This is a genomic window from Alteripontixanthobacter muriae (assembly GCF_013336795.1).
GTDB classification, from domain to species: Bacteria; Pseudomonadota; Alphaproteobacteria; order Sphingomonadales; family Sphingomonadaceae; genus Pseudopontixanthobacter; species Pseudopontixanthobacter muriae.
In genome coordinates this window covers 1-12,537 of sequence record NZ_JAAFZT010000023.1, presented here as the reverse complement: position 1 = coordinate 12,537, position 12,537 = coordinate 1, and the positions used below count along the sequence as shown (strand labels likewise).

At 62.9% G+C, this 12,537-nt stretch carries 11 protein-coding genes; 5 read left to right on the top strand and 6 right to left on the bottom strand.

Going from position 1 to position 12,537, the window contains the following annotated elements; translation table 11 throughout:
- The first annotated feature begins 98 nt into the window (after positions 1-98).
- The 3 genes from G7A66_RS08340 (at position 99) to G7A66_RS08330 (ending at position 2,969) form a co-directional block, all read left to right on the top strand.
- Positions 99-1,358 carry an acetyl-CoA C-acetyltransferase gene (locus G7A66_RS08340; protein WP_174295239.1) on the top strand — a complete coding sequence of 420 codons (1,260 nt, stop codon included), beginning with the start codon at positions 99-101 and terminating at the stop codon, positions 1,356-1,358.
- Positions 1,359-1,471: 113 nt separating this feature from the next.
- Positions 1,472-2,386 carry an XdhC family protein gene (locus G7A66_RS08335; RefSeq protein ID WP_174295238.1) on the top strand — a complete coding sequence of 305 codons (915 nt, stop codon included), beginning with the start codon at positions 1,472-1,474 and terminating at the stop codon, positions 2,384-2,386.
- Positions 2,376-2,969 (top strand): NTP transferase domain-containing protein, encoded by a 594-nt coding sequence (locus G7A66_RS08330; RefSeq protein WP_174295237.1) that lies wholly within the window; start codon positions 2,376-2,378, stop codon positions 2,967-2,969. Before G7A66_RS08335 ends, G7A66_RS08330 begins: the two co-directional genes overlap by 11 nt.
- Here the strand turns inward: G7A66_RS08330 and G7A66_RS08325 are convergent.
- The 3 genes from G7A66_RS08325 to G7A66_RS08315 are packed head-to-tail and all read right to left on the bottom strand — an operon-like array spanning position 2,944 to position 6,634.
- On the bottom strand, positions 2,944-5,157 hold the full coding sequence (locus tag G7A66_RS08325) for a xanthine dehydrogenase family protein molybdopterin-binding subunit (protein WP_174295236.1): 2,214 nt from the start codon (positions 5,155-5,157) through the stop codon (positions 2,944-2,946). The genes G7A66_RS08330 and G7A66_RS08325 overlap by 26 nt on opposite strands.
- Positions 5,154-6,137 carry an FAD binding domain-containing protein gene (locus tag G7A66_RS08320; RefSeq protein WP_174295235.1) on the bottom strand — a complete coding sequence of 328 codons (984 nt, stop codon included), beginning with the start codon at positions 6,135-6,137 and terminating at the stop codon, positions 5,154-5,156. Before G7A66_RS08320 ends, G7A66_RS08325 begins: the two co-directional genes overlap by 4 nt.
- On the bottom strand, positions 6,134-6,634 hold the full coding sequence (locus tag G7A66_RS08315) for a 2Fe-2S iron-sulfur cluster-binding protein (RefSeq protein ID WP_174295234.1): 501 nt from the start codon (positions 6,632-6,634) through the stop codon (positions 6,134-6,136). Before G7A66_RS08315 ends, G7A66_RS08320 begins: the two co-directional genes overlap by 4 nt.
- A 160-nt stretch (positions 6,635-6,794) precedes the next feature.
- Here G7A66_RS08315 and G7A66_RS08310 point away from each other — a divergent pair, with 160 nt between their 5' ends.
- The gene (locus tag G7A66_RS08310; protein ID WP_174295233.1) at positions 6,795-8,012 is read left to right on the top strand and encodes a PQQ-dependent sugar dehydrogenase; all 1,218 of its coding nucleotides are present in this window, start codon (positions 6,795-6,797) and stop codon (positions 8,010-8,012) included.
- Positions 8,013-8,062: 50 nt separating this feature from the next.
- Positions 8,063-9,178: a glutathione S-transferase C-terminal domain-containing protein gene (locus G7A66_RS08305; RefSeq protein ID WP_174295232.1), complete on the top strand. Its 1,116-nt coding sequence runs from the start codon at positions 8,063-8,065 to the stop codon at positions 9,176-9,178.
- A gap of 49 nt (positions 9,179-9,227) precedes the next feature.
- Here the strand turns inward: G7A66_RS08305 and G7A66_RS08300 are convergent, their stop codons facing one another.
- The 3 genes from G7A66_RS08300 to G7A66_RS08290 form a co-directional block, all read right to left on the bottom strand.
- Positions 9,228-9,830, bottom strand: a complete 603-nt coding sequence (locus G7A66_RS08300; RefSeq protein WP_174295231.1) for an outer membrane protein — start codon at positions 9,828-9,830, stop codon at positions 9,228-9,230.
- A 154-nt stretch (positions 9,831-9,984) separates the two neighbouring features.
- Positions 9,985-10,647, bottom strand: coding sequence for a head GIN domain-containing protein (locus G7A66_RS08295; RefSeq protein ID WP_174295230.1), 663 nt, complete (start codon positions 10,645-10,647; stop codon positions 9,985-9,987).
- Between the two features lie 187 nt (positions 10,648-10,834).
- Positions 10,835-11,494, bottom strand: coding sequence for a hypothetical protein (locus G7A66_RS08290; protein ID WP_174295303.1), 660 nt, complete (start codon positions 11,492-11,494; stop codon positions 10,835-10,837).
- Positions 11,495-12,537: the final 1,043 nt, after the last annotated feature.

Genomic DNA, 12,537 nt, shown 5'->3' with positions numbered 1-12,537 from the left:
CACCTGCATTTTCATTTGCAACCGATGCTGGCCAAGCCATAGAGTGCCGTCAATAATTTTCGCGAAAAAGCAATTTTGCGCGCAATGAGGATATGAATATGGCCGAAGCCTATATCATCGACGCAGTTCGTACGCCCCGCGGCATCGGCAAGGTAGGCAAGGGTTCGCTTGCCGCCAGCCATCCGCAACATCTGGCCGCCACGGTGCTGAAGGCCATTCGCACCCGCAACGATCTCGACACCAGGACCGTCGATGACGTGATCTGGTCGACCTCCACCCAGAAGGGCAAACAGGGCGGGGATCTTGGCCGGATGGCGGCGCTGGACGCAGGATTCGACATCACCAGTTCGGGCACGACGCTAGACCGGTTCTGCGGCGGCGGCATCACCACGGTCGCTTTCGCCGCGGCGCAGGTGATGAGCGGGATGGAAGATTGCGTCATCGCCGGCGGAACCGAGATGATGAGCCTGACCACGCAGATGATGCAGGAAGAGATGCAGGCCGGCATCGCGCCGCTCGGCATGGGATCGGGCAACGACCGCCTGCGCGAAGTGCACCCGCAGTCGCATCAGGGCGTCTGCGGCGACGCCATCGCCAGCATGGAAGGTTTCACGCGCGAGGAACTGGACGAGGTCGGCTATCGCAGCCAGCAGCGTGCCGACCGCGCGATCCGCGAAGATCGCTTCGCGCGCAGCGTGGTGCCAGTGCTGGCGGATGATGGCAGCGTGATCCTGGGCAAGGAGGAATTTCCCCGCCCGGAAACAACGCGCGAAGGCTTGGCAGAACTGCAGCCGAGCTTCGCAAAAATCGCCGACATGCCGCTGGACGAGAAAGGCACGACTTTCCGCAAGCTCGTGAATCAGAAATATCCCGATCTGGAAATTGGACACTTCCACCACGCGGGCAATTCCTCCGGCGTGGTGGATGGCGCAGCTGCCGTGCTGGTCACCTCGAAAGCCTATGCCGACAAGCACGGGCTGAGGCCCCGCGCGCGTATCGTCGCGACCGCCAACATGGGTGACGATCCGACGCTCATGCTGAATGCACCCGTGCCCGCTGCGCGCAAGGTGCTGGAAAAAGCGAGCCTGACTATCGACGATATCGATCTTTTCGAGATCAACGAGGCCTTCGCCGTGGTCGCGGCGAAGTTCGTGCGCGACCTGGGGCTGGACTGGGACAAGGTGAATGTGAATGGCGGCTCCATCGCCATGGGCCACCCGATCGGCGCGACGGGTTCCATCCTGATCGGCACCATGCTGGACGAACTTGAGCGGCAGGAAAAGCGATACGGGCTGGTCACCATGTGCGCAGCGGGCGGGATGGCACCGGCGATCATCATCGAGCGGATTGCGGACTGACGCGCAAAGACCGGCAGGCAGGCGGTTCCAACGCCTTGCGATAGAAAGGTTCATGCCGATATGGAGGCATCTCGCCGCTGCCCGGCTTTTCCGTAGAAAGTGTTCGCCCCGCCATGCCTGTTTCTCTTGCCGAAAGCCGGCCTGATGCGAGCGCTGGCCTGAACGGCGGATTGGACGATCACGCTGCCCTTCGGGCCGCTTGCGAAGATGGCGCGGGCCTCTGCACCATCGTCGGCATCGAGGGCAGCTTCTCTCGGCGATTGGGCGCACAGTTGGCGATTACGGCACAAGGGGATGTCGTCGGCAGCCTGTCGGACGGATGCCTCGAACAGGAACTCGTCACCCGCATGGCGCGCGCGCGCGCTGACGGTCAGCCCGCAGTGCAACTTTACGGCAGCGGGTCCGATATCATCGATTTTCGCCTCCCCTGCGGCAGCGGCCTCGACATCCTGATCGATCCGACACCCGATCGTGCCGAATTGCGTCAGGCGGTCGCGCTGCTGGAGGCGCGACAAGGCGCGACGCTGCGCTTGCCGGTCCCGCGCGCAGGCCTGCTCGACCGGCGGCACTATATGCCCTCACCCCGGCTGCTCATCTTCGGACATGGACCGGAAGTCGACGCTCTCGTCACCCTTGCCGCCGCGTCAGACATTGATTGCATCAGCTTTCGCAAGGACGATCCTGCATCGGGACTGTCCCTTGGCCGCACGCCGACGAACCTCTCCGCCGATGCCCAGACGGCCATTATCCTGCTGTTTCACGACCACGAATGGGAACTGCCGATCCTCGAATGGGCTGTCGCAACGCCTGCTCATTACATCGGTGCGCAGGGCGGCGCGGATGCGCGTGAGGCCCGGCGCACGGGATTGGAGAGGGCGGGCCTTTCTTCGGACCAGATCGCGCGGGTTCGCAGCCCCATCGGCCTCATTCCGAAGGCGCGCGATCCGCAGGTACTCGCCCTGTCGGTGCTTGCCGATGTGATCGCCGACTACGAATGCCTGCACGACCGGGCTGCCGATGCGGGATAATTTCCTGGCCGTCGTTCTGGCTGCAGGTCGGGCGAGCCGTTTCGGAGGCGGAAAACTGGATGCGACATGCGCGGGAAAGCCGGTCGGAGCGCATGTCCTGTCTGCAATAGGAGATGCCGGGATCGCGCCCGGCATTATCATCATCCCGGAAGAGACACCGACGTTTGCGGCTGCAGCCTCCGAGTGGGAGAAGGTTGTCAACGAGAGGGCGCAAAGCGGGCTAGGCAGTTCGCTCGCTCTCGCTGCCCAGATCGCATCTGCACGAGGTTTTCCGGCGCTGCTGGTCGTGCTTGCAGACATGCCGCTGCTCTCGCCCGGTTTTCTCATGAAGCTGATCGTCAGCGTGCCGCCTGCTGCCACGCGCTATCCGCCGGACAGACCGGGGGTTCCCGCGCTGCTGCCGGCTTCGCTCTATCCTGACCTTCTCGAACTGGCTGGCGACCACGGAGCCACGGCGCTGCTTGCGGGCAGGAACGACCTGACCCTGGTGGAACCGCCGCCCGATATGCTGATCGACGTGGACACGCAGGACGATCTGGCCCGCGCGGCCCGCCTGCTCAGATCTCGGGAAGGTGGTCGATAAGCTTGTCCGGTGTCATCGGAAAGCTGCGCAGCCGCACACCGCAGGCATTGTAGATCGCGTTGCAGATGGCGCCCGCGCCGCCGCAGATACCGAGTTCGCCAACACCCTTCGCCTGAAGCGGGCTGGCGGCGGGGTCGCGTTCCTCGACCATGATGACGTCGAGATGCGGCACGTCGCGGTTCACCGGCACGTGATATTCCGCAAGGTCGCAATTGGCGAGATGGCCGTCCCGGTGGTCGAACATCATGTCCTCCATCAGAGCGCTGCCGATGCACCATACCATGCCGCCCATGCATTGCGACTTCGCGGTTTTTTCGTTCAGAACCCGGCCGATGCCGAATGCCCCGCTCATGCGGCGGATGCGGGTTTCGCCCGTATAGGCGTTGACGGCGACTTCGGTGAAGAATGCCCCGTAGGACGCCTGCGCGAAATCATCTTCTGTTTCACCTGGCTTAAGCTTGCCCAGCTTTTCGATGCTCCTGCCGTTCAGGAGTTCCGGCAGCGACTGGCGCTTGTTGTTGTGAATGGCGAAGCCGTCTTTCAGCGTCAGATCCTCGTCTTCGCAGCCGAGCATGTCGCAGAGTTCCTCGCGGATGGCCTCGCAGGCAATCTGCACAGCCGAACCGCTGGATGCAGCGCCCCAGCTACCGCCCGATCCCGGGCCCCTTGCAAGATCGGAATCGCCCAGCCGGACCAGTACGTCGCTGGGTTCCAGCCCAAGCATCTCGCCCGCGATCTGGCCGAGGATGGTGTAGGTGCCGGTGCCGATATCGGTCATGTCGGTGGCGACCACGGCCGTGCCGTCCTCCATCAGAGTGACGGACGCTTCTGCCTTGGACAGATTGTGGATGCGGGCTGCCGTCGCCATGCCGGTGCCGATCCACCATTCGCCTTCGCGGCGCTGTGCGGGTTTGCGGTCCTTATCGTCCCAGCCAAAGGCTTCCGCCCCCGCCTTCAGGCATTCGGCCAGCCTGCGCGAACTGTAAGGCACATCGTCGGAAGGGTGGCGTTCGGGAATGTTGCGCAGGCGCAGTTCGACAGGGCCGATGCCGCTTTCTTCGGCAAGTTCGTCCATCGCCGCTTCCAGTGCCTGCATGCCCACTGCTTCGCCTGGCGCGCGCACGGAGCCAGCGGTCATGCGGTGAATACGCCCCATCTCGACTTTCAAGACCCGATCCTGTCCTGGGTAGAGGAAAGCACTAGCCTGTGTGACGGGTTCGGCAAATTCCTCTTCCGGCAGATTCGTGACTTTCGCCTCGTGCCCGAAGCCTTGCAAGCGCCCGTCGGCATCGGCGGCAAGCCGCACTCGCTGTGTGGTCTCCGTCCGCCGGATGACACTCTGAAAAACCTGCTGGCGCGACAGGACGACCCGCACCGGACGGCCCAGTTGCATCGCTGCAACGGACGCCGCCGCGACATCGGGGCTGATGCCCAGCTTGGACCCGAAACCGCCGCCGACATAGGGTGACAGCAGGTGCACGTTCTCCGCATCGAGCCCCATGGAATCGGCCAGTTCGTCGATATTGTAGTTCAACATCTGCAGGCTGGCGTGAACGGTCAGCTTCGTGCCATCCCATTCGGCAAGCGCGGCATGCGGCTCCATGGGCGCGCTGTTGTGCCCTTCGGTCGTGTAGGTCGCATCGACGGAGTAAGCCGCTTCGGACATGGCCTGCGGCAAGGCACCCTGCTCCACGGTTTCGGTGCCGGGTCCTTCTTCCCAGCTATCGGCATCTTCGGGGTTGAGGACCACATCGCTCATATCGTCGGCATTATAGGTGATCTTCAGCCGCTTGGCCGCATCGCGTGCCTGCTCGAAAGTTTCGGCCACCACGACGGCCACCGGCTGTCCCCAATAATCGATCTGCTTTACTTGCTGCACCGGCGCTTCGCCGGCACCGCCCTGAGCAGGCCGGGCAATCATCCGCTGGTCGGATATGACGGCCAGAACGCCCGGCATGCCCATCACCGAGGCTTCGTCGATCAAAGCAACCTCGCCCTTGCTGATCGTGGACGTGACCAGCACGCCATTGGCTGCACCGGGCGCGGAGAATTCGGCGGCATAGGTGGCGACGCCGCTGACCTTGTCCGGCCCTTCCAGCCGGTTCACCGGCTTGCCGATGGTGCCCTGCGCCATGCGGTCGAGGAGGTTTCGCTGATCCGGCTGGTCGAGAGTGATGCTCTTGCTCATGTCGATGCTCCCGTCGCTTCGCGCAGCACGGCCTTCACCGTGCGCCGCGCCAGCGGTATCTTGAAATCGTTCTCGCCATAGCCTTCCGCATTTTCCAGCAGCAGGTCGGCGACCTTGTCGAACAGCGCGTCGCTGGGCTTGGCGCCGGTCAATGCCGCATCGATGCGCGGGTCGTGCCAGGGCTTATGCGCCATGCTGCCGAAGGCGAGGCTGGCATGGGAAATCGCGCCCTCCTCCATGCGGATGACCGCCGCGATGGAAACCAGCGCAAAGGCATAGGATGATCGCTCGCGCACCTTCCGGTACAATTGCGTGCCGCCAACCGGTGCAGGCAGGGTCACGCCGGTGATGACTTCGCCCGGCTCGAGAACATTGTCCCTCTGCGGCATGTCGCCCGGCAGGCGATGGAAATCGCGAATTTTGACGCTGCGCGAAGCCTTGTCCGGCCCAGCAATCTCGACCGTCGCGTCCAGCGCATACATCGCGACCGCCATGTCGCCGGGATAGGTCGCAATGCAATTCTCGTTTGCACCCAGCACGGCATGGATGCGATTGCGGCCGTTCAGCGCGCTGCACCCGGTGCCGGGTTCTCGCTTGTTGCAGGGCATGTCGATGTTCATGAAATAATAACAGCGGGTCCGCTGGCACAGATTGCCCCCCGTCGTGGCCTTGTTGCGCAGCTGCCCGCTGGCCCCCGACAGGATGGCGCGGGAAAGAACCGGCCAGTCGGCCCTGATCCTCGGGTCGGCGGCGCAGACGCTGTTCGACACCAGCGCACCGATGCGAATGCCGCCATCGTCCGTCGGCTCAAGTTCGTCCAGGCCGATGCGATTGATGTCGACAAGCGTGTCCGGCGTTTCCACCTGCAATTTCATCAGGTCGAGCAGGTTGGTGCCGCCGGCGATCAGCGCACCGCCATCGCGTTCCAGCAAGGCGGCATGGTCCAGCCCATCGGGCCGCTGGTAATCGAAAGGTCTCATCGCGCGGCCTCCTTCACATCGGTGATCGCGTCGATGATGTTGGAGTAGGCACCACAGCGGCACAGATTGCCGCTCATCCGTTCGCGTATCTCGTCACCCGACAGATCGATCTCGGCAGTCAGATCTTCCGTGACGACGCTGGGCCATCCGGCCTTTGCCTCGTCCAGCATCGCTTTCGCCGAACAGATCTGGCCCGGGGTGCAATAGCCGCATTGATAACCGTCGTGATCGACGAAGGCCGACTGCAGCGGGTGCATGTCCTGCGGCGTGCCGAGGCCCTCAATCGTCGTGATCTCGTCATCCTCGTGCATGACGGTCAGCGTCAGGCAGCTGTTGATGCGCTGTCCGTTCACCAGCACCGTGCAGGCACCGCATTGCCCATGATCGCAGCCCTTCTTGGTGCCGGTCAGGTCGCAATCGCGACGCAGGAAATCGAGCAATGTCGTACGGGGATCCCCGTCGAAGGTGCGAGTGGTCCCGTTGATAGCCAGTTTCATGATTACTCCTTGGTGCATTCCTCCAATGCACAAGGGGCCGAGCGGTTCATTGTTCATCGCCTGTTTTCTGCGGAAAGCGGACGAACTGGTCCTTTACGGCGGCTGAATGGAACGGAAAATCGCGCGCCCGGTTCAATCCACAGGAGCCAAGGAGAACGACATGAAGACTCACGCCACCCTGATCGCCGGTACCGCCAAGGCGAGCCTCGGCCTTTCGCTGCTGCTGGTGGGGTCCGCAGGTTTCGCCCAGCCGCGCAGCCAAGTCGAATCCGTGGCAACCGAAGAGGTGGTCGTGTCCGCGCAGGAAGTGGCCGATGAACTCGACACGCCTTGGGGCATGACCTTTCTTCCGGACGGGCGGATGCTCGTCACCGAACTACCGGGCAATCTCGTGATCGTGTCGCAGGACGGCACCGTTTCCAAACCGGTTCAGGGCACCCCCACCGTTTTTGCGCAAGGCCAAGGCGGATTGATGGACGTGGCGCTGCATCCCGATTTCGCGCGCAACCAGATGGTCTATCTCTCCTTCGCCGAACCCGGCAATGGCGGCGAGGCGGGAACGGCGCTCGGGCGTGGCAGGCTGGTGAGCGACCAGATCGAGAATTTCGAGGTGATCTGGCGGCAGGAACCGAAGCTGGTCGGCCCCAACCATTTCGGCAACCGCATCGCCTTCGCACCGGATGGAAAGGTGTTCCTTGCCCTGGGAGAACGTTTCCAATTCGGCCCGGCGCAGGATCTGTCGAATACGCTGGGCGCTGTCGTGCGGCTGAATGACGACGGCTCGATCCCTTCCGACAATCCATTCGTCGGGCAAGCCGGTACCGAAGGTGCGATCTGGTCCTACGGCCACCGCAACATCGAATCTGCGGCCATCCATCCCGAAACAGGGCAACTGTGGGTGGTCGAAATGGGGCCGCTCGGCGGTGACGAACTCAACGTGATCGAGCGCGGCGCGAATTACGGATGGCCCGTGGTCAGCTGGGGCATCAATTACGATGGTGTGGAGATACCCGACCCCACCGAATTCCCGCAATTCGAGGATGCCGTACATCATTGGAGTCCGGTACGCTCCCCATCGGGCATGATCGTCTATACCGGCGACATGTTTCCCGAATGGCGCGGCGACATCTTCTTCGGGGCCCTGTCCGCAGGCGGTCTGGAACGTGTCGACATGGAGAACGGACGGGTCGTCGGAACCGAGTTCATCCCCTTCAACACGCGTATCCGCGAAGTCGAACAGGGGCCGGACGGAGCGATCTACCTGCTCACGAACAAGACCGCAGGCATGGGCGAGGTCTGGCGCCTGGAGCCGCTGGAAATCCGCCCCGCCTCGGCAGATGGTGACCGCAGCGGACCGGGTGCAGCAGCTTTGCGCTGAGCTTCGCCGGCCGAGTTGAATGCGGGTTTCATCTTCGCTAGCCTGCGGGGATGGAACCCCCGATCACCCTCTACGGACTGCCGCATTCGCTCTATACCGGAAAGGTGCGTGCCTATCTGCGCAAGCAGGGGATCACCTATCGGGAGCGCCCTCCTACCGATGACCATTTCGCAAGCCATGTAATGCCCCGGATCGGGCGCGCGATTATCCCCGTCGCCGAGTTCGAGACGGGCGAAGTAGTCCAGGACACGGTGGACATCATCGACCGCTTTGAACGTGACGGGGTTCGCCTCAGCGCCTATCCCGACGGGCCTAGGCAGCGCGCCGTGGCGCTTCTGTTCGAACTCTATTCCGTCGTCGGGCTTTCCCGCCACGCGATGCATTACCGCTGGTCGTATTTCGCGGACCAGGAGAAATTTCTCACCGATGCGTTCGGCGCCGGCAGCGATCCGGAACGTCAGCGCAAGACGATGGCGCGGATGCAGTCCTATCTGCCGATGCTCGGCGTCGATGCCGCGACGATCCCGCTTATCGAAGCAAGCTATGCCGATCTGCTAGAAGGGCTGGAGGCGCATTTCGCCGAGTACCCTTATCTGCTCGGCTATCAGCCTTCGGTCGGCGATTTTTCGCTATTCGGCCCGCTCTTCGCGCATCTGGGCCGCGATCCGGTTCCGCTCGCCATCATGCAGCGCAGCGCGCCGAAGGTGTTCCGCTGGGTCGAACGGATGCATGCGCCCGATCTCGATATGGTCGAATATGCGGACGCGCAGGCGGGGTTTCTGCCGGATGATGCAGTGCCTGCCACGCTGTCGCCGCTGCTGCGGCAGATTGGCGAGGAGATCGTCCCTGACCTGACCGATCGCCTCGCCATGCTGCAGGACCATGTAGCCAGCGGCGCTGCGGAGGTGGGGCAGCCGGTCACGGCAAAACCGCACCAGCGCATCATCGGCGAGGTCGATACCTCGTTCCGCGGTGCCTCCTATCGCGGAGGCGTCCAGCCCTACACCTTCTTCCTGTGGCAGAGGCTCGTCGACGCAGCATCGGGGGACCCTTCGGCTGCTGCGCTTTTTGCCGAACATGGCCTTGCGGCACTGACAGACCCGCGCCTGCCGATCCGCGTCGAGCGGCGGGACAATATCGAATGTTGGGGCGATCGGGCCAGCTGATCGGCCAATTGGAGGGGAGCCGCATTGCGCAATGCGGCTCCCCCCCGGCTCAGAAGCGGAAAGCGAGGCCCGCGACCACCTGATCGGTCGTCGCGTCGCCGAAGGTGCCGTCGCCGACATCTTCGTAGCTGGAACGGCGATATTCCACCCTGCCCTCAAGCGGACCGGGCAGCTGGACCTGAACACCGCCGCCATAGCGGAGGCCATTCGCATTCCCTTCCAACTCGCCGAGCGAGCCGGAGGAGGTGAACGCCGTCGTATCCAGCGCCGTGTAACCGAACTTGCCGTAAGCGGCGATGCCGGGCGTCAGGGCAAAACCGGCGCGCGCGCCGATATAATACTGCCCGTCCGCTTCTAGCCCGTCGCGGGCACCGGCAAAGCTGTCAGGAAATTCGGTGGAGCCGCCGCTCTTGCTGTATTCACCCTCGACACCCACAAACGCGCCACCGAGGCTCAGATCGTATCCGGCGTTGATGCCATATACGGCAGAACTGGCGTCCGCGCTGACCGCTCCATCGGCTGATTCGACCTCGATGCCGTCATATCCGGCGAGAACGCCGACATAGAGGCCGCCGGGCGCCGTGCTCTGGGCCAGGGCGGGCGTGGCGGAGAAAGCGGCGCCCAGCGCTGCCAGCACGAAAATTGTCTTCATCGGTTTTCCTATCCTGATGCAAAACTGCGAAGCGGCAAATCCGCTGCCACTGCTTTCGCACGCCTGAACCGGAGCGCAGACGGCATTGGAAAACATCTCTGATCAAGTCCGCGTCGGCCTGGAGGAGACAGCGGCAATCCACCGCTTCAGATGCTCATGCCCCGCAGCGCACGTCGCCCGATCCGCTCTTCTTCACCGTGCATTGCGCCGTGCCGGTAATGTGAGCATCGCCAGATCCCATGATCGACACGCTGGCGGTGCGGCGAGCATTGGCCCTGACATCTCCCGAACCGACGATCGCAATGGAAGTGTCCTCCGTCTCCAGCCCGGACAGGTCGATATCCCCCGAACCCGCCACGGAAATGTCCGATGTTTCGGCAGCCCCCGCAGCGCTGATCCCGCCCGATCCTGCGATGGAGAAGCCCGCATTGGTGACACGCAGAGAAGCGATTTTCATGTCACCTGAGCCGCCGATCGATCCTGTAAACTCACCGCCCTCGACACGATCGATGCTGATTTCGCCCGACCCGCCGATTTCCGCCGAATTCAGCGTCGGAGTGGATACATAGATCGTTGTCGGCGGCAGATTGCGGCCAAGTGAGAAAGCCCAGTTGCCGTTCTTTTTCTGACCGATCTTGAGCCTACCGTCCTCGACGGTGATTTCAAGCCGGTCAAGGGCCTGTGTGCCTCCTTCGGCGCGGACGGACGTTGCCTCGCCGACAGTCACGACCACATTCTGCGATCCGGACAGCGACACGCCTTCGAACTGCCCGACGGAATAGCTGCGCTCGCTCGCCTCGCCGGATCCGGCCGCCATGGCTTCCGGTCCTTCACTCACGTTACAGGCGCCAAGCGCCAGGGACGAAGCCAATGACGAAGAAAGAATAAGGGCTACACGCATGTCATCTCTCCGGCTGTGTTATGACAATAATACACGCTGAAGGGCAGAGCGGCAAGCGGCATTGATAAGGCATATTCTGGTCCGCGCGCTGCCAAAGGTTCGGCTACTGTTCCCAGCCCCATGGCGCCGGAGGCGGCGGCACGGGGCGGGTAAGGTCGAATTCGATCCGAAACAGGCGATCGGCGCGGCTCAACTGATAGGCAAATTCCGCATCTTCGGTGCCGGTGGGATCGACTTCCACGCGCCAGACATTCGTGACCGAAGCGGTCAGGTCATTGGCCCGGAAAAGGGCGATGCTCTCCGCATCCACTGGGAAATCCTGCGCCGAAGCCGTGCCGTCTGCGGTCGTGTCGCCGCCATACATTGTCACCGTGTCATGCGTCCCATCCGCATGCCGGTGATCGTGCTTCAGCCGCAACCCCGCTTCATCCAAGTCCGCCGTGCGCGTGATCAACCACGTGCGCGAACGGTCCCACTCTCCATCGGCTTGCTGTATGTGAAACGGTACGGCGATACGCGTGTCGCTGCATTCGCGAATATGCATCACCATTCGCCGCCCCTGCATGGCCGCATCGGCTGCATCGCCGGACACCAGCCTGCCAGCATAGGCCTTGCCGCAATGGCTGGCGAGCGCCGCGAAGAAGCGGTCCTGCGCATCAAGCGGACGCTCGGCATCTCTCAGCGTTGCGCCGCATCCGGCCAGAGCGAGACAGGCTGCCACCAAGAACAAGGGGCGCGGCGCGGATAAGGGCGAATAGGTCATGCCCTGATCTGGCTCAAATTTTCCAGGAGCGATAGTGCTCATGTCCAACGCGGCGAATGGACGGTCCAGCCCTCGCGCTCAAACCTCCGCCTGGCCTAGGCTCGACAAGGTCAATTTTCGCTTCCCACCTACGTTCGGACGTCTCTGTTAACGGCCAGTTGCAGGCATTCGCTCAATGCACGACTTCCCTGCAATCTTTCAGGACTAGTAATCTCGGCCGCGAGCGCCGCGCTTGCTGATCTGGCGACTGTGATACTTCCGTCCGGTTCGCCGTCGATCGGCTGGCCGCTGGTCATCCAACGTTGTAATCGCCTAAGTGCAGTGTCTGTCCGTGCTGCAGGTTCTGGCGAGAGCTGCTCAACCACAACGCCACAAGCCTCCAAGCGGGCGAGTAATTTCCGCCAGCCAGCCGAATGGACCTCACGTGCATCAATGAGCCGAATACGCTGAATGGGCAAAGCAGGCGACTCGCCGAGATCCGCTACCACCGCAGCAACGCGATCCGTTAGGCCGGGCAGCAGTTCCGTAGCGGCCGCGTCGACCGCAGCAAGGTCTGCCAACCGATGCTCGACCCAGTTGCCGTCAGAACTCCAGCCGGCATCCACCAGTTCGTCTCGCCAACCCAAGAGAGTGCGAGCGGTGGCCCAGCCGTCCACATGGAGCGACTTATCCCAAAAGCGGGGACCACTACTTAGCTGCTCGAGGGCGGCTTGAAAGGCCGCAATGCGGACTACGCTGGGTGGCGAAGGAGAGCCTAAGCCACGGGCTGTCTCCAGAATTCCAATGAGTCCGTTAGGCCCCACCACCGGCGCTCCGGCGGCACTCGCCCCGGTCCCCCCATGATCCGGCCATGCGCCTGCGTCGGCATGAAGACCAAAAACTATATCCATCGAGCCGCCCCCGCCGCCCCCCACACGACGGACCAGTCCGCCGCTATTTTGCTTCCCATATGCTTACAGTTGCGAACGCAAAAAGCCCCGCTGGAAGCAGCGAGGCTATGATCTTCAATGTTTTCAACTAGTTGGTGGTTGCGGGGGTTGGAT